The organism is Winogradskyella aurantiaca (assembly GCF_003362725.1).
Classification (GTDB): domain Bacteria; phylum Bacteroidota; class Bacteroidia; order Flavobacteriales; family Flavobacteriaceae; genus Winogradskyella_A; species Winogradskyella_A aurantiaca.
In genome coordinates this window covers 46,287-71,666 of record NZ_QKTV01000005.1, presented here as the reverse complement: position 1 = coordinate 71,666, position 25,380 = coordinate 46,287, and the positions used below count along the sequence as shown (strand labels likewise).

Sequence of the window (25,380 nt, the reverse complement as noted above, 5' to 3'; positions counted from 1 at the left end):
GTTTAACGGCTTATAAGTAGCGATTAGTTATTGGATGTTACAGAATTTGAATTCAAAATTCCAAGAACAATAAGATATTGAGCTAAGGCATAAGAAACCATAATCCAAATACCGCTTAAAGGAATGGTCATATAGAATTTGTTAACTGCAAGGATACTGTCAGAAAGCAGAAAACTAATAGCTCCAAAGACCACAAGCAAGTAACTGAGCTTAGACACTGCAAATTTTCTTAAAAATGCCGCAGACGCCATTAGTAAAATTACAATCTCGTACAGAATTACAGGGTATAACATGTCCCCTAATGAATCTGCAATAACATATCCAAATAATAAGGAATATAAGTACAAACAAATTATCGCTAGAAAGGGCTTAGTTTTTTTATGTCGCTGTCTAAAAAAAAGAATGAGGTAACAAATATGTCCTAAAAGGAAGGCAATAAGTCCAAAAATGAAAAACCATTCAGATCGTGGTACAAACATTAATAGAATATCACCGGTCACAGATAGACCTAAAGCCATTAAAAGGAGAAATCGGTGCGTGATTTTTAAGTGCTGCCCTTGATTGGCTACCAACATTATGAGCGAAAACACAATAGCTGGTTTGGCGATATAATGTGCAAACTCTAATTGGGAAATATGAGCTGTTATCAATTCAATAATGACAATAACAACATAAATAATGGAGAACTTTTTCAAGGTGGGATTTAACATGATAAATAAGATAGAACTCAAATATATTCAATTCAGAACTTAAATATTACAGTTCGGTCACTAAGACTTTCGATTGTTTTTGAAGCATAAGATGTTTGTATCATCAAAAAAACGAACAGCAAATCATTATGAAAAGAATAATCCTCTTTTTGGCCGCGTTAAATTGTTATTTAGGTTTATCACAAACTGTCATCACAGGGTTTGTGCACGATAAGAATAATGATCCTATTGAAGGTGCCAATATATATCTTGATGGAACCTACGATGGGGCTACCTCAAAAGCAAATGGGCAATTTGAGTTCTCAACTATGGAGAAGGGGGTACATTCTCTAGTGGTGTCTTTTTTGTCATATGAGACTCAAACCATTACTAATGAGGTGTCCCAACTCAATAAACTCAACATCATTTTACGAGAAGATGTTAATAGTTTAGATACGGTTGTAATTTCTGCTGGGTCCTTTGAGGCCAATGATAATAGCAAGGTTTCAGTATTAAAGCCTTTAGATGTGGTTACAACGGCCAGTGCACTGGGGGATTTTGTTGGAGCTTTACAAACACTTCCCGGCACATCAAATGTAGCAGAAGATGGTAGGTTGTTCGTACGCGGTGGATCGGCCGATGAAACACAGATATTTATAGACGGAATTCGTGTGTTTACTCCATACACCCCTACAACCAATAACATTCCTACCAGGGGTAGGTATTCCCCATTTCTGTTTGATGGGATTACATTTTCAACAGGTGGTTACAGCGCAGAGTTTGGTCAAGCCTTATCTTCAGTCTTATTATTGAATACAGTTAACGAACCAGATCAAAATAAAACGGATATAGGCATTATGACCGTCGGTGCTAATGTTGGTAATACCCAAAAATGGGAAAACAATTCGCTCAGTGTAAATGTTAATTACATTAATCTAGCACCATATTTAGCTGTTTTTGAAGATAGAAATAATTGGCATAGACCTTTTGAAGGAGCTCAAGGTGAGGCTGTATTTAGACAGAAATTCAATAAGGGTTTGCTCAAGTTTTACGGAGCGTTTGACGTAACAAGATTTGAATTGACTCAAGAAGATATTAATATCGAGGAGGGCATACGCTACAAACTCAATAATCAAAACTTCTATTTGAATACGTCTTATAAAGGAATTCTTAATTATAATTGGAGCATTGATACGGGTTTGAGCTATACATATGCCAGAACTAAGGTCAATGTTATTGAGAATTCTATAAAGGATACAGAAAACTCTACCCATTTGAAACTGAAATTGAGAAAACGATTCAATAGTCGTTTTAAATTAAGTTTTGGATTGGAACAGTTTCTAACCGATTTTGAAGAGGATTTTGAAAACGATTTTTTCCAGGACACCTATGGTTACCAGAATCCAATTTCTACAGTTTATTCTGAGGCCGATTTTATTTTTTCTAAGAATTTCGCCTTAAAAGCTGGATTGCGGGGAGAGTATAGCAACATATTTAAAAGTTTTAATGTATCACCGCGCCTGTCCTTGGCATATAAAATATCAACGAATGGACAATTGTCTTTAGCCTATGGTGATTTTTATCAAAATCCTAGTTCAGCCATTTTAAAATTTGAACAAAACCTGAGACCTCAATATACACAGCATTTTATTTTTAATTATCAATATGTGAATAATGGTAAGCTATTGAGAGCTGAGTTATATCGTAAGAACTATGATTATCTGGTTAAGTACGACACGGAATTTGCTTCTTTTGATTCTGATTTTAACTCAACAGGTTATGCCTATGCACAGGGGCTTGATCTGTTTTGGCGTGATAATACTGGTATTGATAATCTGGACTATTGGGTAAGTTACTCTTATCTGGATACCCAACGCGATCATCTAAACTTCCCGATGGCTGCACAACCCAATTTTGCCACAAAACATAATTTATCTGTTGTTGGAAAATATTGGATTGATGGCTTAAAAAGTCAATTAGGCTTGGCATATGGATTTTCGTCCGGAAGACCCTATACAGATCCAAATAAAGGTGGCTTTTTAACAGAACGAACAAAAAATTTTAATAGTTTAAGCCTTAATTGGGCCTACCTAATAAGTCAGCAAAAAATCCTTTACTTCTCGGTTAATAATGTATTAGGATTTAAAAACATCAATGGCTATCAGTATGCCAACACACCGGATGACAATGGTGTATTTGCAAGACGACCTCTATTGCCTGCCGCAGATCAATTCTTTTTTATTGGATTCTTTTGGACTATTAGTGAACGAGGAACCGACAATCAACTTAATAATCTATAAATGTTAAAAGAATTAACAATTTTTTAAACATGATTTATATCATTCTTTTTCTCCTGTGATGGTGTTAGCTTTATATTATAAAATTATGCGTCATGGAAGTCAAAAAGAACCCAAAAGCCGATGTAGGTCGAAACAGCAGTCTTTATTTTGCTGTTGGCTTAAACGTAATGTTAGTCCTAACATACTTTGGACTTGAACATAAGACTTACGAAAGAACAGATACTCAAATGGATATTTTGATGATGGCTGATCAGATTGAGGAGGATATTCCTATAACTAACATAGAACTTCCGCCTCCGCCACCACCAAAAGTAGTTGTTACTGAAGCAATCACCATTGTAGAGGACGTTGAGGAAATAGAGGAAACCGCAATTGAAAGTACTGAAATCACCCAGGATGATGCTATAGAAGAGCGAGTTGTGGCTGTTGAAGATGTAGAGGTAGAAGAAGTAGAAGAGGATATAGAGGTGCCCTTTGCAGTGATTGAAAGTGTTCCTGTTTTCCCTGGATGTAAAGGAAATAATGATCAATTAAGAGCTTGTTTCCAAAGGAAGATGCAAGAACACCTTCAAAAGAATTTCAGATATCCTGAAGTAGCAGCCGAAATGGGGATCAAAGGAAAAGTATTTGTATTCTTCTTAATTGATAAAAATGGAAACGTTTCAAGAATACAAAGTCGGGGTCCAGACCGAATGTTAGAGGTAGAAGCAGAGCGCATCATCTCTAAATTACCTAAAATGGAGCCTGGAAAACAAAGAAATAAACCGGTTGGTGTGCCTTATAGCTTACCTATTAATTTCCAGCTAAGAGAACAATAGTCGGTTATGTATCTAATCTAATTTGATGAAAAGGCCTTAGAAGTTTCTAAGGCCTTTTTTATGTTGTCTTCCATTTTATATTACAACCAATACTTGGCTTTTGTACTGTAGTAGGTTGTGAACCCTCAATAAGAGCTTTAATAGCGTTACGAAGATCCCGACCACTAACAGGAATGCCATTCCCGGGCCTTGAGTCGTCTAGTTGCCCTCGGTATTGGAGTTTAAGTTGATGGTCAAATAGAAAAAAATCAGGCGTACATGCAGCATCATACGCTCTTGCTACCTCTTGAGTTGCATCGAATAAATATGGGAATACAAAGTCAAATTCATTTGCCTGAGCAGCTAATTTGTGAGGGGCATCATCGGGGTAATTTACAATATCATTACTTGAAATTGCTATCAGATTAACTCCAGAAGATTGGTAATCTTTGCCAATGTTGGACAATTCGTTATTAATGTGTTTCACAAAGGGACAATGATTGCAAATAAACATGATCAAGGTAGCCCTACTTCCTTTTAGGTCACTTAATGAATTAGTCTCGTTTGTTAGGACATTAAGTAAATTGAATTCTGGAGCTTCTGTGCCAAGATCCATCATATTTGAGGGGGTAAGTGCCATTATATTGTCTTTAAAAATTAAAATTAACCAATCTTCACTGATCCAGATAATATTGATTTTATTATTTTGATTTCAATACGTTATAAAGTTTTACTTTGTAATAAAATTTCTTCACTTATGCAGATAAGGCTCATTTGTAGCTTTCTAATGGTGTCATTATTGAGTTTTCAATTCATGTTTGCTCAACAAAAGAAACCAAAGGTGGCATTAGTATTGAGTGGTGGCGGGGCAAAAGGAATTGCTCATGTACCTCTATTACAAACTTTAGACAGTCTAGGTATTGTTCCTGATCTTATTGTTGGGACAAGTATGGGCTCTGCTGTGGGAGGGCTTTATGCTATTGGATATTCTGGCGATAGTATTGCTAAAATTGCCCAAGAAGCCAATTGGGATTTAATTCTATCAGGAGAAACATCTTTAACTGATGTTGAGGTTGCCGAAAAATCGGAATACCGCAGATATACTGTCAACTTAGATATTGTAAAAGGCCAACCAAAAATTAAAAATGCGCTCATAAAGGACCAGAACCTTCGTGAATTCTTAACTTCATTAGTTTATCCGGTTTATAAGATTGATAAATTTGACGATTATTATATCCCCTTTCGGGCCGTTACAACTGATTTGGTGCATGGTAAAGAGGTGGTTTTAGACAGTGGATCCTTGAGTACGGCGATTAGAGCCAGTATATCTATACCAGGAGTATTTGAACCTGTTAAGCATAATGGGACACTTTTGGTAGATGGCGGGGTGGTGAATAATTTTCCAACTGATGTAGCAAAACGACTTGGTGCCGATATAATAATTGGTAGTGATGTTGGTGAAGGATTGTTGCCAGAAGAGAAGCTTGATAATTTACCAGCGATTTTATTTCAAACATCGATGTTGACCAGTAGTTTAAAAGTTGACTCGAACCGAGAATTATGTGGTGTTTTAATTACCCATAATGAGCACTTAACATATTCAACCCAAGATTTTGTTAAGGCTAGGGAGATTTATGAGCAAGGGCGTATTGGAACCAATCAAAGTAGAAAAGACCTTGAAGAATTAGCAGAATATTTACAGCAATTTGAATCGACTCCCCGCGAAAAGAACTTTGCAGATAAAGTGAGCTTTGATGCACTAGATTATAAAGGAATTAGTAAAAATAATTTAGATTTTATTAAAGCGCGAATGGACCTGGAAACGGGTGTTGACTATTCTATAGAGGAGCTTAAGGAGGCTGTGGATAGAGCAATGGGGACTGAGATTTTTGAGCAAATGACTTTTCGAGCAACTGGAAATAGTAATTATACTAAAGTTGAGTTTACAGGTATTGAAAAGGCCAATAATCAGATCGGGGGTTCCATACATTATGATACCTATCAAGGAGTAGGGTTGGTTTTAAACTATACGGGAAGAAACATCCTGGGAAAGGCATCGCGACTATTAGTTGGAATTGATATTGCTGAACAGCCAAAGCTTCGGGTACAATACCAGAAGCATTTTGGAACCAAGCGCATGCAATGGTTAAACTTGCAGTTTTTTACTGAAAACCTGAAGCAAAACTTTTATGATAATGGCCTTTTGGGTGAATTATTAAAGACAAGATACATTCAGGCATATGCACAAATCAACAGTAATATTAACCCTTTAAAAGATTATTTTGGGTTAGATGTATCTCACAACTATCAAAGCGCCGAACCAATAGTTAGTCCGGATGTGAATAATAATGTCTACGACTTGCGAAATGCTCAGTATGAAAGTTTTAATGTATCAGCTTATTATATCCGTAACACTTTTAATAAGGTTTTCTTTCCAACAAGAGGTACATATCTTATAGCAAGAGTTTCACGAGCTCTGCACAATGATATGGATGTTGAATTTCAACAAAATACCGATCTTAATGCTAAGGGGTCAACTAATAATATTACCCGTTTTACCATTGATGCTGAAAAACGATTTGCTTTAAATCATGATGCCTTTATTCTGCGAGGTACAGTTGGATTGACCTTTGAAGACAAATTGAATCAAAATCAATTTGAATATTTCAACTATGGCCAACTTAATTTTTATCAACTTGGAGGGCAGTTGCCCCCAAACAAACGCTACGCTTATACATTTAAAGGTTTGGCTAATGGAGATTTATTAACTTCTCAATTTGCACGTGTTTTTGTAGGCTACCAACTTAGCCCCTTTAGAAAGTTCTATGCTACCCCATATTTTGATGGTGCTGTGGTTGGATTTGATGATGTAAATGAATTTTTTGAAAATATTTTTAAGGCCAATCACAATTGGCAAGAAGCTGCTGAGACAAGCTTTGTTTATTCATTAGGTACTACGTTTTCTTATAATTCTCTTTTAGGACCAGTAAACTTGGATTTGGCCTATGTAAGTGCTCGAGCCGGATTGGAAGTGTATTTTGGTGTTGGACTTAATATTAATCTTCAGAAATAATTGGTATTTATGGCACAAATCTCATTTGAAGACTTTCAAAAAATTGATATAAGAATTGGCACTGTAATTCAAGTTGATGATTTTCCTGAAGCTAGACAACCTGCTTATCAATTGCACATAGATTTTGGTTCTTTAGGAATTAATAAAACCTCAGCCCAGATTACAAAATTGTACGAAAAAAAAGATTTACTCAACCGTCAGGTATTGGCTGTTGTAAATTTCCCCAAAAAACAAATCGCTCATTTTATGAGCGAATGTTTAGTGCTGGGTGCTGTTGATAATGACAATGTTGTTCTTTTAAAACCTGAAAGCTGGGTCTCAAATGGAGCTCAGGTTTCCTAATCAGAATTCTTCTCTAAAGAAAATGGCATTCATAAGGAGCTTATTGGTACCATACCAAAAGGCCCTGAAATTAGTGTTATCTGTAAAGCCAATAACAGTCCCGCGGCCTAAACCAGCTATTTTAAGGGGAACACTATTAGCTATGCTGTCGAGATTGGGTTTAGATATGTAACCACTAAGCAGTGGGTTTGTTGAATATCTAATAGGATTGTTGTAACTATTCTTATCAGCTTTCATAAATAAGGTGGTGTTTCTAAACATGGCTATTTTATTATTCTTATAACCAAAGTTTACCGGATGAGAACGGTCCATTTCTGCTTCAAAAATGGCACCACCTATAACTTGGGCACCTCTAAAATTTCCTCGTTCCTCAAAACTGATATTTTTAGCCGTTAAAGAAGAAGATTTAAATTCTGGTTTAAAAAACTCATTGGATTTTAGCCAACGCAATGCATTTCTATAGGCAATTAAGCTTCCACCGTTTTCAACCCATTCTTTTAGTTTTTTGGATTGATTTTTTGATAAGGCCGAATAATTATTGACCATGATTATGGTATTATACCTGTCCAGATCGGCTCGATTAAAGTTTTTTACATCCAATTTGGTTACTGGAATATCATAACGTGTGTCTAAGAGATGCCATATTTCACCCGCATCGTAGGAAGTAATGCCATTTCCTACCAATAAGGCTATTTTAGGGAGCTCTAATGGTCTAAAGTTATTGCTGCCAAGATCAATACCCTCATTATAGCCAGTACCAACAGGATTAAATTTCACCCCAGTTTCCTCAGCAATAGAATTGAGTTCGGTAAAAATGTCATTAGAGTTTAATTTTTGATTTTGAACAGGAATCATGATGGTTCCGTAATCAAAAGTAAGCTCTCCAGACTTGAACTGTTTCATGCTCACCTTTGCTCTAAGACCTTTTTTTAGAATAGCATACACTGCTTTAGGCGAGTAGTATTCATGCCATTCCATTAAATAGGCATAATTACTTTTACTAGATACAGAACTTGTTTTTCTGCTCAATTCCTTTATTTCTGAACCAGCTACAGAGGTAGTGGTTTCGGAATAATCAAGATTAAAAGCTAGTGGAAAGGTCCATGCTGAGATATCATAAAACAAACTGTCCTGAAAGGTCGTACGTTTTTCAAACATAGCGTTTATTAACCTTGTGTTCTTTTGATTTTTGGGCACTACATAACTGTAGTTTGGTTTGTAGGTTTTACCATTAATGGTGGTTTCTTGCTTTAACTCATGAATTTTTATTTGATGTCGATTGAGAATTTCGGCAAGGTGATAGGTTTTTGCCGCATCTTTTTCATCACCAAAGATCAAGGCCTTATTTCCAGCCTTATTTGCCTCACTTCTTGCATTCTCGTAGAAGTTAAACTGGTATTCTAAAAGATCTGATTTTAACCTAAGACCAGCTTCTAGAGTGGATAAGGCAGTGGTAAATTGATTTCGTATGGTAAACGGAAAGGTAAGTAAGCCATTAATACTTTCCTGAATATGACCTCTAGAGCTTCCTTGTTCAAATAAAATACCAATACTTCCATTAATATCAGGAAAGGTTGATCCTTTACCATAATAAAAATCATCAAAACTTTCTTCACTGTAATAAAGCGATCCAATCTTATCTAAGGCCTTTACATGGTACTGGCCAATTGCCTTGGTTAGTTCCTGATTCATTTTTGGCGTTAATGGATGTGTCCTTGATGGAATTCCAGGTTGAAAAAAGAACGTTGAATTAGTGCCCATCTCATGGTGATCGGTAAGAATGTTGGGTAGCCAACTATGGAAGGATTTAATTCGTGCTCTGGACTCGGGAAGTTGCACAGGAAGCCAATCTCGATTCATATCGAACCAATAGTGATTGGTTCTTCCTCCAGGCCAAACTTCACTGTATTCACGATCATTGGGATCTGGATTGAGATTCATGCTTCTATTGGTATTGGCCCAATAAGCAAAACGCTGTAAGCCGTCCGGGTTATAGCATGGATCAAATAGAATAACCATATTATTCAGCAGTTCTTCTATCTCAGGTCCTTCAGCAGCAGCTAAATAATAGGCTACTGCTAATCCAGCATTGGCACCACTAGGTTCATTGCCATGTATTGAAAATCCTTGATATACCACACTTGGGCGATCTTCAAAGTTTGTTAATTCTCCATTTGTGGCCGCTATGTGATCCTTTTGAATTTGAGCAATATTTGTATGATTATCAGGTGATGTTATTGTGAGTAACAGTAATGGACGACCTTCAAAAGTACTTCCTCTGTTTTCTATGGAAATACGATCCGAGACTTTTGCAAGAGCATACATGTACTGCACCAACTTATCGTGAGTTATGTGCCATTCACCAACCTCATGTCCAATAACACTTTTAGGAGTGGGAATACTTTGGTCATAAGTAATTCCTTGTGGTAAATAGTAATCTAAAGAAACTGTTTCTTGTCCAAAACTTAAGATGGACAGAAGTAAGGTAAAAGCTTTAATGTAGCGCATGGTCTAAATTTTGGTTGGTCGCTAAAAATAAAAAATCCACTACTTAGGGGTAGTGGATTTGATGTTTATTTAACACTAAAAGATTTAGATATCTTCAAAATTGATATCCGTAAAACTATCTGATGAATTTGAAGTTTCAACTGCTGCTCCATTATAATCAGACTCCTTCTGGTAATCTTTTTGGTGCTTCTCACTTATGACTTCTTCACCTTTTTCGTCAATGATGTATTGAGTCATTTCAGACAAAATATCTCTAAACTCAACAAAATCTTCTTTGTACAAGTAAATCTTATGTTTTTTGTAATGGAAAGATCCGTCTTCGTTAGTAAACTTTTTACTCTCTGTGATAGTTAGGTAATAATCTCCTGCTTTGGTGCTTCTTACATCAAAAAAATAGGTTCGTCGTCCAGCTCTTAGAACTTTCGAATATATTTCCTCTTTATCACTCATGCTGTAGTCGCTCATAATTCTCTGCGTTCAATTTGTAATTATCATCCAAAAATGTAAAAAAAAACTAACGCCACCAAACGAAGATTAGTCTTTTTCAGAGAGTTGTTTAAGATAGAGATCTTTATAGTACCCATCAGAATTTATCAATTCTTGGTGATTTCCAGATTGAATAATCTGACCATCATCTAAAACAATAATTTGATCGGCATTTTTAGCTGAGGATACACGATGGCTCACAATCACTGTAGTCCTGTCTGAAGATAACTTATTTAGATTTCTAAGAATCTGTTCCTCAGTCTCTGTGTCCACGGCAGATAGGCAGTCGTCAAATAACAAGATTTGTGGGTTTTTTATAATGGCTCGTGCAATACTAATTCGCTGTTTCTGACCTCCAGATAATGTAATACCCCGCTCTCCTAAGACCGTTTCATAACCGTCTTTAAAACCAACAATATTCTTGTGAACTTTGGCATTTTTAGCTGCTTCGATAACTGCCTCATCACTCGCTGTTTCGTCACCAAACTTGATATTGGTACGTATGGTGTCTGAAAATAAAAAGGCATCCTGAGGTACATATCCAATATTCTCTCGTAGATCCAAAAGATTAACCTTATCAATCGGTTGACCATCGATTAGTATCGTACCCTTGTTAACATCATAAAGTCGACCAATTAAGTCTAAAATTGTTGATTTCCCTGCACCTGTTTTGCCAAGGATGGCCAGTGTTTTTCCTTTTGGGATTTTAAAACTTAGAGATTTTATAGCCTGGATATTAGTGTCTGGATAGGTATATGAAACATCTTTAAACTCGATTTCGCCATTAATTATAAAACGGTCTGTTACTGTATTAGTTATCTCTGGTTCCTGTTTCAAAAATTCATTGATGCGTTTTTGTGAAGCTTCGGCCTGCTGTACCAAATTAGTCACCCAACCGATAACAGCGACAGGCCATGTTAGCATATTAACATAAATAAGAAACTCAGCAATTGTACCAATTTCTTTAATCTCACCATTCATGAATAATAACCCACCAACATAGGCAACAATAATATTACTCAATCCGATAATTAATATCATTAAAGGAAAAAACAGTGCTTGAATTTTTGAAAGATTTATTTGCTTGGCGCGGTTATCGTTAGACAAAACTTCAAAGCGAGTATTGGTAAGGGGTTCAATTCCGTAGGACTTGATCACTGAAATTCCGCTAAAGCGTTCCTGAGTGAAAGCCGAAAGCGTAGATAATGATTCCTGAACAATGCGACTCCTTTTATTGATAATCTGGCTTATTTTATAAATGAAGATGGATAAAATTGGGAGTGGTAATACGGTATATAATGTCAATTCCGGGGATCTTTGATACATATAGATTAGAGCAACAACGAAAAGGGTTACTGTATTAATACTGTACATGATTGCGGGACCAGCAAATTCTCTAACCTTACTAACATCTTCAGTAATTCGATTCATTAAGTCACCAGTTCTGTTGGCCTTATAAAAACTCAGTGAAAGTTTTTGATAATGGGCATAGACCTCGTTCTTTAAATCATATTCGATATATCTGGATACATTAATAATGGTTTGTCTCATTAAAAAAGTGAATCCACCAGCCAAAACAGCAGCTCCTATCACGTAGAGTATATTAAGTACTAATTGCTGCTGAAATATTTCTTCGCTTATATTGCCCTCCAACCGTTCAGAAACAACATTTATAGACATTCCAATTAATCTTGGGGTAAATAATGCAAAAATCTTAGCAACTACCGTTATAAAGATTCCGAGCAAGAGTCTGTAGCGGTATTTGAAAAAGTATTTATTAAGGTGCTGAAGGGATTTCATTGAAATAAGGCTTGGACAAAAATATTGTCATAAACCTATTAAATCGTTAATATTTTGCTAATCCTCTAGTAAAGGTTTATTTTTGCGCGCTGCTTTTAAAAATAATTCAAACAGCCCTGTTATTTATCTTTCATGTTATCAGACGTAATAAGCACAATGAACAATACTAAACAAGACCCTGTTTTTGGTCAACTTTCATTTGACAATCACGAACAGATTGTTTTTTGCAACGACAAAGATACAGGTTTAAAGGCAATCATTGGAATTCATAACACCGTACTTGGACCAGCACTAGGAGGAACTCGCATGTGGAATTATTCCAACGAATGGGAAGCTTTAAATGATGTTTTAAGGCTTTCGCGTGGAATGACCTTTAAATCAGCGATTACTGGATTAAATTTAGGTGGTGGTAAAGCTGTTATTATTGGGGATGCTAAAACGCAAAAAACACCAGAGTTAATGAAGCGTTTCGGTGAGTTTGTGCATTCATTAAGCGGTCGCTACATTACGGCTGAGGATGTTGGTATGGAAACTGAGGATATGGATTTGGTGCGTGAGGTTACACCTTATGTGACAGGCATATCTGAGAGTAAAGGTGGTGCTGGTAATCCTTCACCAATAACAGCCTATGGGGTATTTATGGGGATGAAGGCAGCCGCTCAGTATAAGTTTGGTTCAGACATTCTCGAGGACAAAGTTGTTTATGTTGAGGGAATTGGAAATGTTGGTGAAGCATTGGTGGAGCATTTGGTTAATGAGGGTGCCAACGTAACTATATCAGATATTAACAGAGAGCGGCTAGAAATGATACGCGATAAGTACGATGTCAAAATCTATGACGGTCATGATTTGTATTCTGAAGAGATGGATATATATGCACCTTGTGCTCTTGGTGCTACAATTAATGATAATACGATAGACAAAATCAAAGCTCAAGTTATTGCTGGTGCTGCTAACAATCAGTTGGCAGATGAGGACAAGCATGGTTTAATTCTGCAAGAAAGAAATATTGTATATGCTCCTGATTTCTTAATTAACGCTGGTGGAATCATAAATGTATATGCGGAATTAGAAGATTATGGTCGTCAGGAAATTATGAGAAAAACAGAGAATATTTACAATACCACCTTGGAGATATTAGATCGTGCTAAAGCCAATCAAATCACTACTAATGATGCAGCCATGAGAATTGCAACTGAGCGCATTGAAAATCGTAAAAAGGAAAACCTTCAATAGTTTTTTTCAGATACTAAAAATATTATTTTTGCAGGGTGAAAGTTGATTTCACCTTTTTTTTGTAACATACTTAAAACAAGTTCTTAAACATGTTAAACCGCAGGCATATTCGCATCAAAGTAATGCAGGCTATCTTTTCTTATGAAGGTGGTGAAGGGGATGACTTAGCAAAGTCCGAGTCGTTTTTATTGCACAGTATGAACGGCATGTATGATCTCTATTTAAATGTTTTAGCCTTACTCATAGCGGTACATAAAAAAGCGGAAGAACATCTTGAAAAAACACAGCAAAAAAAATTAGCTTCAGAGGGAGACAAGAACCCTAGTTATAAGTTTATTAATAATGCTATCCTCAAAAGTTTAAGAAGTAATAAGTTGCTTAACGAAACTATTACGAAGAAGAAGTTAGATTCATGGGAACTGGATTTTGAGTATGTTGAAATTCTTTTTAAAGCGATTCTTGATAGTGACTTATATGAAAATTATATGGCCACTAGAACTTCTAGTGTGCAAGAGGATAAATATTTATTAATCGATCTATTTACCGAAATCATTGCTCCAAATGATAAGCTTTATGAGTATTTCGAGGATAAAAAGCTAACATGGGTAGATGATATATCGGTAGTTAATACGTTTTTAGTCAGGCTGTTTAAAAAGTTTAAGGAAAGCAAACCAGAAACCTATTTTTTGCCAGATTTGTTTAAAGATGATGAGGATCTTGAATTTGGGAAGCAACTTTTCAGGAAAACAGTGCTGAACCAGGTTGCTTTGTATGAAGAGGTGGCAAGACGCACTAAAAATTGGGATGCGGATCGCTTGGCATCAATAGATGGTATTCTGCTTCAAATGGCAATTTGTGAATTACAAAAATTCCCCTCCATTCCTCAAAAGGTGACTATCAACGAATATCTTGAAATTGCTAAAGAATACTCTACGCCTAAAAGTAGCATCTTTATAAATGGGATACTTGATAAGTTGGTGAAAGAATATAAGGAAGAGAATTTATACCCCAAATCTGGAAGAGGTTTGTTGTAGCTTTTAAGCTCTAATCCCTTTAAAATTCAGACACTAGGCCATGTTAAGAAAGGGCTAAAAGTTTTTAATCCCTGAAATTATTAGTACATTTAGACCCGAAAACGAAATCTACTTATTAATTTAAAACGATAACAATGAAAAAAGTTATTCTAGGACTTGGCGCCTTATGTATGATTGCCTTTACCTCTTGTAAGGACAATGCGGCAAGTAAAGTAAAAGCTGAAAATGTAGCAGTGGCTGCTGAAAGAGATGCAAATGCTGGGGATTTTCCATCTATAGCATTTAATAAAGAGGTTCATGATTTTGGAACCATCGAAAACGGAACTCCGGTAGAAACAACGTTTGAGTATACAAACACTGGAGATTCTATGTTAGTAGTAAGCAATATCAAAAGTACCTGTGGATGTACTGTACCTTCTAATTGGACCAAAGAAGTAGCCCCAGGTGAAACAGGTAAGTTTACTGTAAAGTTCAATGGTAAAGGAAACGGTAATAAAGTATCCAAAACCGTGACTTTAACCACCAACACTGAAAAAGGTAAAGAGACTGTAAAGATTACCGCATTTGTTGAAAAGGACCCAAATGCTGCGGCTAGAAAAGGTGCTACTGCCACTCCGGCCTCTACTTCAGCTCAAGGCGGACCAGTAGTTCAGTAATCAAAGTATTAAGAACTGAAAAAAGTTAAATGGATCAACTAAGTACGTTTTTACCATTCATAGCTATGTTTGCTGTGGTCTATTTTTTTATGATTGCTCCTCAAATGAAAAGAGCAAAACAAGAAAAACAGTTTGCAGCAGCCCTAAAAAAGGGCGACCGTGTTATTACAAAAAGCGGTATGCATGGTAAGGTGGTAGATTTAAACGATAAAGACAGCAGCTGTGTAATCGAAACCATGGCGGGGAAAATAAAATTTGACCGGTCAGCGATCTCGATGGAAATGAGTAAAAAATTCAATACTGCACCAGCTAAAAAATAAAAAAAAGCCGCTTTTTAAGCGGCTTTTTTTTATTTCCTATACTTATCATTCAAACCAATACCGCTCAGGATCATTGGTTTTATTTTTTCCAGTCGTGATAATTTGGTTGCTTCGCGTTTCGCACTTGCAATGTGCTCGCAAAACTCTTTTTGTTTAAAAGGACTCAATTCCATAAAACATCTGTTTAATTCTGCGTCTTTTTTCAGAAGAATAGCTAAGTGTTCTGGAATGACAACTGATTTAGATTGCCCTCGTTCAGGGGTAATTCTTTTACCGAGTTTTTCATTTTCAATAGCTTCAATAAGGTAAGACTTAATTAGGATTTTATTTATGAGGTCACCTTTTGAAAAGCGCATTTGCCTTAATGCTTTTGTTTTATCTTCTTGAGCGTTAATAAGCAGATTTTTAGGGTCTGAAAGAAAGACTCCATTGAAAAACCAAATGCCATAGTGGTTTTTAAAAGCTCCAAGTCCAGCAACATTTTTACCATTTAGGGTATATACAGGGGCACTCCATTTAATTGTTCCTTCTAGCTCAGTTTCTTCAAAAATTGATGCAATCAAGGTTAGTTCTTTTGCCCAGGCTGGATGTTGGGCAATATATTCTTCAGTGCTAGTTATTTTTCCCATTTAGTTTTGATATTTCTCAGCGGTTAATTCTGCAATTTTACAAATAACTTCAGTGGCCTTAACCATACTTTCAACAGGTACATACTCATACCTTCCATGAAAGTTGTGACCTCCCGCAAATATGTTGGGGCAGGGTAGTCCCATATAGGACAACTGAGAGCCATCTGTTCCTCCTCTTATTGGTTTTATTAGAGGTTTAATTCCTAAGGATTTCATTGCCTTTTCAGCTAAGTCCACAACATGGATCACTGGTTCTACCATCTCTTTCATATTGTAGTATTGATCCTTGATTTCGACAGAAAAAATCTCGGAGCCGTATTTTGAGTTGAACTCTTTTATAAGGGATTCAAAATGAGACTTACGTTCATCAAATTTGGTTTTGTCGTGATCTCTAATAATGTATCTGAGGGTTGTTTCTTCCACCTTCCCTTCGTTGGCATAAAGATGATAAAAGCCTTCGTATCCTTCTGTGGTTTCAGGAGTTTCATCCTTTGGTAAGGCCTGTATGAACTCGGCAGCAAAATACATGGAGTTGATCATCTTTGCTTTTGCATAACCTGGATGGACAATTTTTCCTTTAACAGTCACCACTGCTCCAGCAGCATTAAAGTTCTCATATTCTAATTCACCGATTTGACTACCGTCCATGGTGTAGGCCCAATCCGCACCAAATTTTTCAACATCAAATTTATGAGCGCCTCGACCAATTTCTTCATCAGGTGTGAATCCAACTCTAATGGGACCATGTTTTATTTCTGGATGTTGAATTAAATATTCCATCGCCGAAACAATCTCGGTAATACCAGCTTTGTCGTCAGCTCCTAATAAGGTGGTGCCATCTGTTGTAATGAGCGTTTGACCTTTGTATAGTAGTAAATCTTCAAAATACTCTGGTGATAGAACAATACCATTTTCAGAATTAAGAACTATGTCTTGCCCATTGTAGTCACTTATTATCTGGGGATTTACATTTTTTCCTGTAAAATCAGGTGAGGTGTCAAAATGAGATATAAATCCAATGGTTGGAACGGCATGAGATACATTACTTGGCAGTGTTGCCATGACATAGGCATTATCGTCAATACTTACGTCTGTCATGCCAATCTCTTTTAATTCAGAAAACAACTTATTGGCCAAGTCCCATTGCTTTTTGGTACTCGGGGTTGATGTGGAATTTGGATCCGATTCCGTATCTATAGTTACATAACTTATAAAACGATCGATAATATGTTGCATGAATATGTTTTTATCCAAATTTAAAAAATGTGAAACTAGGAACTTTAATCTATAACTTAAACTTTTTTATTATTGAGAATTTAAACTAAATTGGGAATTATCAAGTACTAACAAACACTAACAAATCAAATACATGAAGCTCATTTCATACCTACATCCGTACAGGTATAAACTGTTTCTCATCTCATTGTTACTTATTCTGTTTGGCTCTTTGGTTATGCCAGGAAATATCTTTGAGTATTGGGTGTCACCGGTTTTACTTATAATGAATTTGATGGCAGGAATTGTTCTAACTTCAGAAAAGCGTGGCGTCATGCGTTTTCTAATTGTGCTCGTTGTTATTAACAGCATCATATTTTTCGATGTTACTTTTAACCTCCATTTTACCGACGGTATTACCTTTATAAAACTCTTATCTTATTTTGTGTTTTATGGATTGGTAACTTACCAAATAATGAATTACGTCTTTTTATCCAAGAAGGTTACAGGTGATGTAATTTTAGGCATTATCTGTGGGTACCTCTCTCTTGGGCTCCTGTCTTTTTTCTTATTTTATATCATTGAGTACTTTGAGCCGAATTCGTATAGTAATATTGTTTTCTCGCCAGACTCTATTGAGGCAGCAAAGGAACAGTTGATGTATTTTAGTTATGTTACTTTGCTCACAATTGGTTATGGTGAAATTGTGCCTTTGTCTGAAGTGGCACAAAAGGGAGCTATTTTAGTAGCCCTAATGGGACAATTTTACATCGCTATTCTAACTGCCATTGTAGTTGGTAAGTTTATAAACCAGGCACATTTGTCTGAAGAGGACTAATGAGTCGAATTAGTATTCGGTATTACCTTGCATTTTTATATCTTCATTTTTCCAAAAATACACCCATGATTAAGACTAAGAATGCCTATTTAAAAACCTTATTACTATTAGTTTTAACTGTTGTTTTGACCTCATGTTCATCTACAAAGTTGTCTGGTTCCTGGAATAAGGAGGGATATGCCTATAATACACAAGCAGACCTGTTGGTTTATGCCAGATCAGAGAATATAGACATAAGACAACAGTACGAAAATAACTTGGTAAGTAACCTTACCAAAGGTAAAGTGAGTTCAAAAGCAGCAAATGTTGTGTTTAAGGATCTGAAGGAAAAAGAAAACATGACAGAAGAAGAAGGTAAGGTCTTAGTAAAGACAATAATGGATAGGGGTTTTGATCGTGCTTTTGTCATGTTTTTGAAGGATACACGCGTTAATTACGTTCGAGATAATAGAAAGGAAGGGAGCTCAAATTATCAAATAAGTCCTAATAGAAAAGGCATAAGTTTTACAGATAGTTACAGTGTAAATTCAATTGAATATATTTCTCAAGGTCCAAGCAAAAGAGGGCCAGACGATGAAGTTGAAATCCCAAACATTGAAAAGTACAACACCTATATTATAGAAGGCTTACTTTACGATTTAAAAGAAAACTATCAGGATCAGTTGGTGGCGGTCTATGAAATTGAAGTACAGGAACCTGCGACTCCATTTGAAATTTTAGAGAGTGTTATTGGAATCTTCTCGAAAGAACTAAAAAAACTCGATAAATAAGAGCTTATTAATAGAACAAAAAAACACCCCTGATTTTGGAGGTGTTTTTTTATGTATTGTAAAATCTTATTGCTTAAAAGTTATAACCGGCAGTCTGGCATGGTTAACTACATCTTCAGAGATGCTGCCTCCAAAGAACAGATTTAAGCCTGTTCGACCGTGAGAAATAACAGCAATAGCATCAGCATTGTTATTATTGGCAAATTTTAATACACCATCTTCCACTGAGTAATCTGCTACATAATTTATGCGATCAGACCACTCTGGATGACCGGCTACCTCGAGAAACGAATTTCTACGATCTTGAATCTCATCGGTGCTCATAAATCCGATATTTGGCAGGTTGACGTGCAAAAATGAAACTTCAATTCCCAGGCTTTCTAGCAAAGTAACTGCATTCTTTGTAGCTGGAACACTATCACTATCAAAATCAGTAGCTAGTACAATAGCCTTTAATTCTGTGTGATCCAATTCTTCCTTAATAACAAGAACAGGAATATCACTATGTCTCACAACTTTTTCAGTATTTGAACCTGTAAAGACACCGTCTTGATCGCTATGCCCTTTGGATCCCATAACAATCAGATCCGCTTGAATAGAGGCGGCGAAATCATTAACCTCCTTGAGGACTTTATGTTTTTTTATAACAGGAGTAACTGTTAATCCCTCCAGATAGTCTTTATCTAAAAAATTATCAAATTTTTGATTCGCCAACATCAGCATAAAAGCCATTTCCTCGCCTTTTTCGTTATACGACGAAGAAAATATGGAATCGGATAATTCTAGCATATGCATTACTGTCAATTCGGCGCCATATTTGCGGGCTAGTGACGCAGCTGACTTAAGAGCATATTCAGAATACTTAGAGAAATCTACGGGAATAATAATCTTTTTCATGATAGAAGGGTTTAAAGAATTATCGAAAATTAGCTATAAATCTTAAAAAAAATTATGACAAATGACATAAAAAATGCTAATTCTTTAACACAACAAGTTTTCCACCTCTTAAAACAGTCATTTCAAATTTAGGATTGCTTGAGAGTCCTTCAGCGAACTTAGCTAGTTTATCAAGGGAAGCCTGAGTCAATTGGATTTGAATGTCATTGATTTTCAAAATAATATCACCTCCAATTAATAACGTTTCATTTCCTAATTCAACTTCCGTATCCCCACCGAGTACTCCCATTTTACCAAAAACAGAGTTAGAAGCAACACGTTGAATTAGCAAACCGTGTTCTTGAGGAACATTTAAGAGCTTGGCCTGTAGAGGTGTCAAGGTATGAATGTCAGCCCCAAACCAGGGAATGTTTGTGTCTATTAATAATTTCTGTGCTAAGTTGGAACTTGATGCATATCCAATACCTTCAAATCCACCAGACTGCGTGGTGATATGACTCACAATACCTACAACTTCTCCATTAAGATTAAACATTGGCCCTCCTGAATTTCCTTGGTTAATTGCTGCATCCGTTTGAATATATTCAGTGGTATTAAAAGGATTACCGCTAAGCGCACTTCTTCTAAATCCGCTAACATATCCTGATGATAGTGAGGAGAATAATCCAAAAGGTGCTCCAACAACAAAAATGCGTTGACCAATCTTTAAATCGTTAGAATTCCCCAGTTTAACGGTTTTAGCGTTCATACGAGGTCTTAACAGTTTGACAAGAGCGATGTCTGCCTCGCTGTATGACCGGACAACGGATGCAGGGATGACTTCCCCGTCAGCAAACCTAACGTTTATAGTCTCTGAAACTGAAACAACATGTGCGGCAGTAATTAACAGCCGGTCTGATATCATAAAGCCTGAACCCAAGCCGTTTTCTCTTACAGTCTGTGAGGCCTGTCCTTTTACCTTTAAAACCTTTTTTTCAGAGGTAAAAAGAACAACTACAGCTGGGTTTACTTCAGCATATAATTCTGATAGATCCTGTGAATGGAGGTTTTGAATGATAGTCAAGGAGACTAAAACAAGTATAAGTTTCTTCATATGGTGTTTTTACTCACAAATGTATCGAAAAATTCAGGTAATTAGTAAGCTAGATAACTCACTTACCCAAGAATATTTTCTAATATTGCAGCTGATTTTAAAGTCATGTATAAATTACTCATACGTCCGATCTTATTTTGTTTTGACCCTGAAAAGGTCCACCATTTTTCATTCAATGCCATAAGACTATTGTGTAAAATCCCAGGTGCATACTGGGTTCAAAGTCAATTGTACAAGACTAATAATCGGTCGTTGGAAAGAGAGTTGTTTGGCTTGACATTTAAGAACCCCATAGGTCTTGCCGCTGGATTTGATAAGGATGCTAAGTTATACAAAGAACTCTCAGGGTTTGGTTTTGGATTTATTGAGATAGGAACCATAACCCCAAAACCGCAACCTGGGAATCCAAAAAAGCGCTTATTCAGATTAAAATCGGACAGTGCCATTATTAACCGTATGGGATTTAATAATGGAGGTCTTAGTGAGGCCATTAAGCGTCTAAAATCAAACACTAATGTTTTAATTGGAGGAAATATTGGGAAAAATAAGGTAACCCCCAATGAAAAGGCGTTTGAGGATTACAATACGTGTTTTAATGGACTGTATGATTATGTGGATTATTTTGTGGTTAATGTGAGTTCCCCTAATACTCCAAATCTAAGGGAGCTTCAAGATAAGGCACCATTGACCAAATTACTACAAGGTCTTATGAAGCTCAACAAGACTAAACCTCAGGAGAAACCCATATTGCTAAAAATCGCACCTGACTTAACTGATGATCAATTACTTGATATTATAGAGATTGTGAAAGAAACTCAGATAGCTGGAGTTATCGCCACTAATACTACCATAAGTAGAGAGGGGCTCAATAGCCCGGCTAAATCTGAAATTGGAGGTCTTAGTGGTAAACCACTTACCAATCGTTCTACGGAGGTTATTAGGTTCCTTGCTGAGAAAAGCAATAAAGCGTTTCCTATCATAGGGGTAGGGGGCATCCACTCTGCTGAGGATGCCATAGAAAAACTAGAAGCGGGTGCAGATTTATTACAACTCTACACAGGTTTTATTTATGAAGGACCAGGTCTGATCAAAAGAATTAACAGAGCCATAATAAAAAAGGCCATGTAGATTTTACATGACCTTTTAAAGGGGTTATAGTTTATTATTATTGTTTTATGAATGGTAAACTTAATTCACCCGATTCATTTGAGATTTTTAAAATGTAAAGTCCTGCATCAAAATCTACGGTACTGACTTTCAGATCTGATTGTGAATTAACTTTACGCTGTAATAATTGCTGTCCAAGAGCATTGTATATAATAATGGACTCTGGTAAGGTTCCATTGTTCATGTTAACGTTTAGTTCTGTTGTTGACGGGTTAGGATAAACAGTAACATCTTCTTTACTAAGTTCGTTAATGCCCAATAGGTTTCCATTAAAGAAATTATTAGAAGACACATCACCAAAATCTCCACCAGAGGCTAAAAGAGTATTGTCAGCGGCTCTTAATTCATAACTACCATTTCCTGAACTACAGCAAATGCCATCTCCATAAGCATCGTAGATTTCGAAACTGTAGCATAAATCTTGGTTTATTGTAAAGGTCTCTGTTTTTGTAGCATTGTCATCCTGACCTTCTTGGTATGGACCTCCACTTGCAATGACCTGATTATTTGAGTCTTTGAATTCCCATGTTGTTTCTGATGGCCAATTATCTAAGGTTAAAATCAATGTTATTTCGGATGTATCGATCTCATCTGCACCAACGTCTATATAGTTATACTTTACTGTTGAAACGGACATGTCACCATCTGTAACTGTTAAAGAGACGTCAAAATCCCCCGCAGAATTATAGGTATGGGTGATATTTCTCTGATTATAATCTTCAACGCCATCACCATTTATATCCCATGACCAGCCAACAGCACCTACGCTAGATTCTGTAAAAGCAACGGTGAGGTTAGCGTCACAACTCTCTGTTATATCAGCCGTGAAATCAGCATTTAAAGAAGGACATCTTAAATTAGTTCTTGACAGTTGATAGGTAGAATTTATTCTGGCATATTGCTCTGCTGAGAACATGGTTCGACAGGATTTACGCGAATATGACATGATATTTTGCTCCTGAGGATCGTAAAGGTCGTTATTAGCATCTCGGTACGTACCAGTGTAGTTACAACTTGAATTGACATTGCTGTTGCCAAGCTTGGGATCAGCTGGGGTATCACATACATAATCTCCAGAACTATCACAATTAGAACCGTTAACAAGTTCATTTGTTGAAGCGGTAGTGTTACTATTTCCATGCGTATGGAAAAGACCAAAAAAATGACCCATTTCATGTGATAGAGTACTGCCGTTTGTGGCACATGCGTTGGCCATTATTATAGTTTCTGGTCCTCCAGGGTAGTAGGCATAACCACATAAACTACTTCCGGATGAGTTAAATACTTCATCAACAAAATAGATGTTAATGGTATTATTGACATTATTGGAGGTTAATGAACTTTCTTCGTTGGATTGTAAGGAATAGAAGTTTGAATTATTGATGTAGTTGATACCATCACAAATAAAGAATTCGAGACCGGCGTTCTCGTAGTAATCATTCATGATTTCAATGGCGTCGTATAATTGAGACTCAGATAATCCTCCACTTCCATTATTATTTCTAACGATGTGTACCTTTATAGGTAACGATGTAAGCGCATTAAACACTCTAGCGTTAGGATTATAACTTCTCAAAAATTCTTCCTCAATAGCTCGACTTTTACGTTGAATACTTTTGTAATATTGAAGGTACTCTTGTTCATTGGTGTGGTTTCCGCATTCATCATCTTGGCTGAATGAAAAATTAACGCATAATAAAGTACATAGCGTTACAACACATATCCTGTAGGTACTTATTAAGTTCATTTCAATTTATTTAGATTTGGGCTGTAAATATAAGTTCAAATAGGTTTAAATTGCAAATAAATACGATAAACTGCAAAATAAAGTAAGAAAAATATTAATTAGTAATTTCGTTAAAGCCTATATACGGTCATTTAATTTGTTTGGATTTTTTTGTGAATAAAAAATGAATTGGGATATATTAGTATCTTTTGTAGGGGCTACATCATTACTGGCTATTTCACCTGGACCAGACAATATTTATGTGTTAGTGCAGAGTATTGTTAATGGCAAAAATGCCGGAATGGCTACTGTGTCAGGTCTAATTTCTGGATGTATTGTTCACACCTCACTACTAGCCTTTGGTATTTCCGCAGTTATTCGAAAGAATGACAATCTTTATTTAGGGATTAAGATATTTGGGGCTTTGTATTTACTATTCCTCGCCTATAAAATATTTCGATCCAAGGCAGAAGTGAAATTTGATGCCAACGTTACTCAACAGAAGAATCTCATGGAGCTATTTGGACAAGGGTTTTTAATGAATGTCTTAAACCCAAAGGTGACAATTTTCTTTTTGGCTTTTTTCCCAGCGTTTTTATTTTCAAATAAACTCAGTAATGAAATTCAGTTCTTTATTCTAGGTGGACTGTTTATGGCTACTTCTTTCATTATATTTTCTTTGATCGCATTTTTCGCAGGAACAATCAAGCAGTACACCATGTCTCATCCAAAATCAGCCTTCGTTTTTAAATGGTTGCAAATCACTGTATTTGTCGGTATTGCGGTGTTTATTCTTCTCTAATTTCTGGGTTATGAAAACGCTTAAGTAACACCTATCTTTACCACCATGAACAAACCCATAAAGCTTATAGAATGCCCGCGAGATGCTATGCAGGGCATCAAAACCTTTATACCGACTGAAAAGAAGGTTCAGTACATTCAATCATTACTACGAGTGGGGTTTGACACAATTGATTTTGGAAGTTTTGTGTCTCCTAAAGCCATTCCTCAAATGGTTGATACCTCCGAAGTATTATCATGCCTAGATCTTAGTCAAACATCAAGCAAATTATTAGCAATTGTGGCTAACGTGCGCGGAGCTCAGGATGCAGCTAGTCATGAAGCAATAGACTATTTGGGATTCCCCTTTTCAATTTCGGAGAACTTTCAAATGCGTAACACCCATAAAACCATTGCACAATCTGTTGAAACTCTGCATCAGATCATAGATATTACTGATAAGGCTCAAAAAGAATTGGTTGTATATATATCAATGGGCTTTGGAAACCCTTATGGTGATCCATGGAATGTGGATATAGTAGGGGAGTGGACACAGATGCTATCTGAAATGGGAGTCCGTATCTTGTCCTTAAGTGATACCATCGGGTCTTCTAATCCCGATAATATCTCGTATTTGTTTTCAAATTTGATTCCAGAATACCCTCATGTTGAGTTTGGGGCCCATCTGCATACAACACCAACCACCTGGTTTGAAAAAATTGATGCCGCCTATAAAGCCGGGTGCCAAAGGTTTGATGGAGCTATTCAAGGTTTTGGTGGATGCCCAATGGCCAAGGACCAATTGACTGGTAATATGCCAACCGAAAAAATGCTCTCCTATTTCACTCAAAAAAAAGCCCATGACCTCAATGCTATGAGCTTTGAAAGTGCCTATAATGAGGCAACCAAAATATTTTCAATCTATCATTAAAAGGTAATTTGTTGACTGTGTTAGATCTTTAATTTTTATTTAAAATTAATCTAAATAAAGTTTGTGAGTTAGGAGTTCCTTGTTATTTTTGCA

Annotated in this window: 23 protein-coding genes; 13 read left to right on the top strand and 10 right to left on the bottom strand. The window is 36.3% G+C overall.

The window, feature by feature from the left end:
- Positions 1-23: 23 nt before the first annotated feature.
- The gene (locus DN064_RS09470) at positions 24-710 is read right to left on the bottom strand and encodes a lysoplasmalogenase (RefSeq protein ID WP_115462406.1); all 687 of its coding nucleotides are present in this window, start codon (positions 708-710) and stop codon (positions 24-26) included.
- A gap of 128 nt (positions 711-838) precedes the next feature.
- Here DN064_RS09470 and DN064_RS09465 point away from each other — a divergent pair, with 128 nt between their 5' ends.
- Together DN064_RS09465 and DN064_RS09460 are read left to right on the top strand one after the other, a co-directional pair.
- Complete coding sequence (locus DN064_RS09465) at positions 839-2,989, top strand: TonB-dependent receptor (protein ID WP_115462614.1); 2,151 nt, start codon at positions 839-841, stop codon at positions 2,987-2,989.
- Positions 2,990-3,081: 92 nt separating this feature from the next.
- Positions 3,082-3,807 carry an energy transducer TonB gene (locus DN064_RS09460; RefSeq protein WP_115462405.1) on the top strand — a complete coding sequence of 242 codons (726 nt, stop codon included), beginning with the start codon at positions 3,082-3,084 and terminating at the stop codon, positions 3,805-3,807.
- 58 nt (positions 3,808-3,865) lie between these two features.
- On the opposite strand, the gene DN064_RS09455 is transcribed toward DN064_RS09460, so the two are convergent.
- Positions 3,866-4,426, bottom strand: coding sequence for a thioredoxin family protein (locus tag DN064_RS09455; protein ID WP_115462404.1), 561 nt, complete (start codon positions 4,424-4,426; stop codon positions 3,866-3,868).
- A 117-nt stretch (positions 4,427-4,543) separates the two neighbouring features.
- On the opposite strand from DN064_RS09455, the gene DN064_RS09450 reads away from it, so the two are divergent.
- Positions 4,544-6,859 (top strand): patatin-like phospholipase family protein, encoded by a 2,316-nt coding sequence (locus DN064_RS09450; protein ID WP_115462403.1) that lies wholly within the window; start codon positions 4,544-4,546, stop codon positions 6,857-6,859.
- A gap of 9 nt (positions 6,860-6,868) precedes the next feature.
- The gene (locus DN064_RS09445; protein WP_115462613.1) at positions 6,869-7,201 is read left to right on the top strand and encodes a tRNA-binding protein; all 333 of its coding nucleotides are present in this window, start codon (positions 6,869-6,871) and stop codon (positions 7,199-7,201) included.
- Here DN064_RS09445 and DN064_RS09440 read toward each other — a convergent pair whose 3' ends face one another.
- From DN064_RS09440 to DN064_RS09430, 3 genes are all read right to left on the bottom strand, one after another.
- The gene (locus tag DN064_RS09440) at positions 7,202-9,709 is read right to left on the bottom strand and encodes a M14 family metallopeptidase (protein WP_115462402.1); all 2,508 of its coding nucleotides are present in this window, start codon (positions 9,707-9,709) and stop codon (positions 7,202-7,204) included.
- A gap of 84 nt (positions 9,710-9,793) precedes the next feature.
- Positions 9,794-10,174 (bottom strand): PUR family DNA/RNA-binding protein, encoded by a 381-nt coding sequence (locus DN064_RS09435; RefSeq protein WP_115462401.1) that lies wholly within the window; start codon positions 10,172-10,174, stop codon positions 9,794-9,796.
- A 69-nt stretch (positions 10,175-10,243) separates the two neighbouring features.
- Complete coding sequence (locus DN064_RS09430) at positions 10,244-11,995, bottom strand: ABC transporter ATP-binding protein (RefSeq protein ID WP_115462400.1); 1,752 nt, start codon at positions 11,993-11,995, stop codon at positions 10,244-10,246.
- Positions 11,996-12,127: 132 nt separating this feature from the next.
- Here DN064_RS09430 and DN064_RS09425 point away from each other — a divergent pair, with 132 nt between their 5' ends.
- The 4 genes from DN064_RS09425 to yajC all read left to right on the top strand — a co-directional run bounded on the left by DN064_RS09425 (position 12,128) and on the right by yajC (position 15,241).
- Positions 12,128-13,231, top strand: coding sequence for a Glu/Leu/Phe/Val family dehydrogenase (locus tag DN064_RS09425; protein WP_115462399.1), 1,104 nt, complete (start codon positions 12,128-12,130; stop codon positions 13,229-13,231).
- A 122-nt stretch (positions 13,232-13,353) separates the two neighbouring features.
- Positions 13,354-14,265 carry a transcription antitermination factor NusB gene (gene nusB, locus DN064_RS09420; protein WP_115462612.1) on the top strand — a complete coding sequence of 304 codons (912 nt, stop codon included), beginning with the start codon at positions 13,354-13,356 and terminating at the stop codon, positions 14,263-14,265.
- Positions 14,266-14,399: 134 nt separating this feature from the next.
- The gene (locus tag DN064_RS09415) at positions 14,400-14,921 is read left to right on the top strand and encodes a DUF1573 domain-containing protein (protein WP_115462398.1); all 522 of its coding nucleotides are present in this window, start codon (positions 14,400-14,402) and stop codon (positions 14,919-14,921) included.
- A gap of 29 nt (positions 14,922-14,950) precedes the next feature.
- Entirely contained in the window at positions 14,951-15,241 is a 291-nt protein-coding gene (yajC, locus tag DN064_RS09410) for a preprotein translocase subunit YajC (protein WP_115462397.1), read from the top strand.
- A gap of 29 nt (positions 15,242-15,270) precedes the next feature.
- Here the strand turns inward: yajC and DN064_RS09405 are convergent, their stop codons facing one another.
- Positions 15,271-15,870 carry a YdeI/OmpD-associated family protein gene (locus DN064_RS09405; RefSeq protein WP_115462396.1) on the bottom strand — a complete coding sequence of 200 codons (600 nt, stop codon included), beginning with the start codon at positions 15,868-15,870 and terminating at the stop codon, positions 15,271-15,273.
- Positions 15,871-17,106, bottom strand: a complete 1,236-nt coding sequence (gene pepT, locus DN064_RS09400; protein WP_115462395.1) for a peptidase T — start codon at positions 17,104-17,106, stop codon at positions 15,871-15,873.
- Positions 17,107-17,239: 133 nt separating this feature from the next.
- On the opposite strand from pepT, the gene DN064_RS09395 reads away from it, so the two are divergent.
- Positions 17,240-17,923, top strand: coding sequence for an ion channel (locus DN064_RS09395; protein ID WP_115462394.1), 684 nt, complete (start codon positions 17,240-17,242; stop codon positions 17,921-17,923).
- A gap of 65 nt (positions 17,924-17,988) precedes the next feature.
- Entirely contained in the window at positions 17,989-18,693 is a 705-nt protein-coding gene (locus DN064_RS09390) for a hypothetical protein (protein WP_157962280.1), read from the top strand.
- Between the two features lie 66 nt (positions 18,694-18,759).
- On the opposite strand, the gene DN064_RS09385 is transcribed toward DN064_RS09390, so the two are convergent.
- Positions 18,760-19,590, bottom strand: a complete 831-nt coding sequence (locus DN064_RS09385; RefSeq protein WP_115462392.1) for a universal stress protein — start codon at positions 19,588-19,590, stop codon at positions 18,760-18,762.
- Between the two features lie 76 nt (positions 19,591-19,666).
- Positions 19,667-20,683, bottom strand: coding sequence for a S1C family serine protease (locus tag DN064_RS09380; RefSeq protein ID WP_115462391.1), 1,017 nt, complete (start codon positions 20,681-20,683; stop codon positions 19,667-19,669).
- A 105-nt stretch (positions 20,684-20,788) separates the two neighbouring features.
- Here DN064_RS09380 and DN064_RS09375 point away from each other — a divergent pair, with 105 nt between their 5' ends.
- Complete coding sequence (locus DN064_RS09375; protein WP_115462390.1) at positions 20,789-21,811, top strand: quinone-dependent dihydroorotate dehydrogenase; 1,023 nt, start codon at positions 20,789-20,791, stop codon at positions 21,809-21,811.
- 37 nt (positions 21,812-21,848) lie between these two features.
- On the opposite strand, the gene DN064_RS09370 is transcribed toward DN064_RS09375, so the two are convergent.
- Positions 21,849-23,597, bottom strand: coding sequence for a T9SS type A sorting domain-containing protein (locus tag DN064_RS09370; RefSeq protein WP_115462389.1), 1,749 nt, complete (start codon positions 23,595-23,597; stop codon positions 21,849-21,851).
- 163 nt (positions 23,598-23,760) lie between these two features.
- On the opposite strand from DN064_RS09370, the gene DN064_RS09365 reads away from it, so the two are divergent.
- Complete coding sequence (locus tag DN064_RS09365; RefSeq protein ID WP_115462388.1) at positions 23,761-24,378, top strand: LysE family translocator; 618 nt, start codon at positions 23,761-23,763, stop codon at positions 24,376-24,378.
- A gap of 45 nt (positions 24,379-24,423) precedes the next feature.
- Positions 24,424-25,287: a hydroxymethylglutaryl-CoA lyase gene (locus tag DN064_RS09360; protein ID WP_115462387.1), complete on the top strand. Its 864-nt coding sequence runs from the start codon at positions 24,424-24,426 to the stop codon at positions 25,285-25,287.
- The last annotated feature ends 93 nt before the right edge of the window (positions 25,288-25,380 follow it).

What these genes read in the sequence shown, in the direction of transcription:
- DN064_RS09470 (WP_115462406.1), bottom strand. Translation starts at nt 710, where the DNA reads ATGTTAAATCCCACCTTGAAAAAGTTCTCCATTATTTATGTTGTTATT.
- DN064_RS09465 (WP_115462614.1), top strand. Translation starts at nt 839, where the DNA reads ATGAAAAGAATAATCCTCTTTTTGGCCGCGTTAAATTGTTATTTAGGT.
- DN064_RS09460 (WP_115462405.1), top strand. Translation starts at nt 3,082, where the DNA reads ATGGAAGTCAAAAAGAACCCAAAAGCCGATGTAGGTCGAAACAGCAGT.
- DN064_RS09455 (WP_115462404.1), bottom strand. Translation starts at nt 4,426, where the DNA reads ATGGCACTTACCCCCTCAAATATGATGGATCTTGGCACAGAAGCTCCA.
- DN064_RS09450 (WP_115462403.1), top strand. Translation starts at nt 4,544, where the DNA reads ATGCAGATAAGGCTCATTTGTAGCTTTCTAATGGTGTCATTATTGAGT.
- DN064_RS09445 (WP_115462613.1), top strand. Translation starts at nt 6,869, where the DNA reads ATGGCACAAATCTCATTTGAAGACTTTCAAAAAATTGATATAAGAATT.
- DN064_RS09440 (WP_115462402.1), bottom strand. Translation starts at nt 9,709, where the DNA reads ATGCGCTACATTAAAGCTTTTACCTTACTTCTGTCCATCTTAAGTTTT.
- DN064_RS09435 (WP_115462401.1), bottom strand. Translation starts at nt 10,174, where the DNA reads ATGAGCGACTACAGCATGAGTGATAAAGAGGAAATATATTCGAAAGTT.
- DN064_RS09430 (WP_115462400.1), bottom strand. Translation starts at nt 11,995, where the DNA reads ATGAAATCCCTTCAGCACCTTAATAAATACTTTTTCAAATACCGCTAC.
- DN064_RS09425 (WP_115462399.1), top strand. Translation starts at nt 12,128, where the DNA reads ATGTTATCAGACGTAATAAGCACAATGAACAATACTAAACAAGACCCT.
- nusB (WP_115462612.1), top strand. Translation starts at nt 13,354, where the DNA reads ATGCAGGCTATCTTTTCTTATGAAGGTGGTGAAGGGGATGACTTAGCA.
- DN064_RS09415 (WP_115462398.1), top strand. Translation starts at nt 14,400, where the DNA reads ATGAAAAAAGTTATTCTAGGACTTGGCGCCTTATGTATGATTGCCTTT.
- yajC (WP_115462397.1), top strand. Translation starts at nt 14,951, where the DNA reads ATGGATCAACTAAGTACGTTTTTACCATTCATAGCTATGTTTGCTGTG.
- DN064_RS09405 (WP_115462396.1), bottom strand. Translation starts at nt 15,870, where the DNA reads ATGGGAAAAATAACTAGCACTGAAGAATATATTGCCCAACATCCAGCC.
- pepT (WP_115462395.1), bottom strand. Translation starts at nt 17,106, where the DNA reads ATGCAACATATTATCGATCGTTTTATAAGTTATGTAACTATAGATACG.
- DN064_RS09395 (WP_115462394.1), top strand. Translation starts at nt 17,240, where the DNA reads ATGAAGCTCATTTCATACCTACATCCGTACAGGTATAAACTGTTTCTC.
- DN064_RS09390 (WP_157962280.1), top strand. Translation starts at nt 17,989, where the DNA reads ATGATTAAGACTAAGAATGCCTATTTAAAAACCTTATTACTATTAGTT.
- DN064_RS09385 (WP_115462392.1), bottom strand. Translation starts at nt 19,590, where the DNA reads ATGAAAAAGATTATTATTCCCGTAGATTTCTCTAAGTATTCTGAATAT.
- DN064_RS09380 (WP_115462391.1), bottom strand. Translation starts at nt 20,683, where the DNA reads ATGAAGAAACTTATACTTGTTTTAGTCTCCTTGACTATCATTCAAAAC.
- DN064_RS09375 (WP_115462390.1), top strand. Translation starts at nt 20,789, where the DNA reads ATGTATAAATTACTCATACGTCCGATCTTATTTTGTTTTGACCCTGAA.
- DN064_RS09370 (WP_115462389.1), bottom strand. Translation starts at nt 23,597, where the DNA reads ATGAACTTAATAAGTACCTACAGGATATGTGTTGTAACGCTATGTACT.
- DN064_RS09365 (WP_115462388.1), top strand. Translation starts at nt 23,761, where the DNA reads ATGAATTGGGATATATTAGTATCTTTTGTAGGGGCTACATCATTACTG.
- DN064_RS09360 (WP_115462387.1), top strand. Translation starts at nt 24,424, where the DNA reads ATGAACAAACCCATAAAGCTTATAGAATGCCCGCGAGATGCTATGCAG.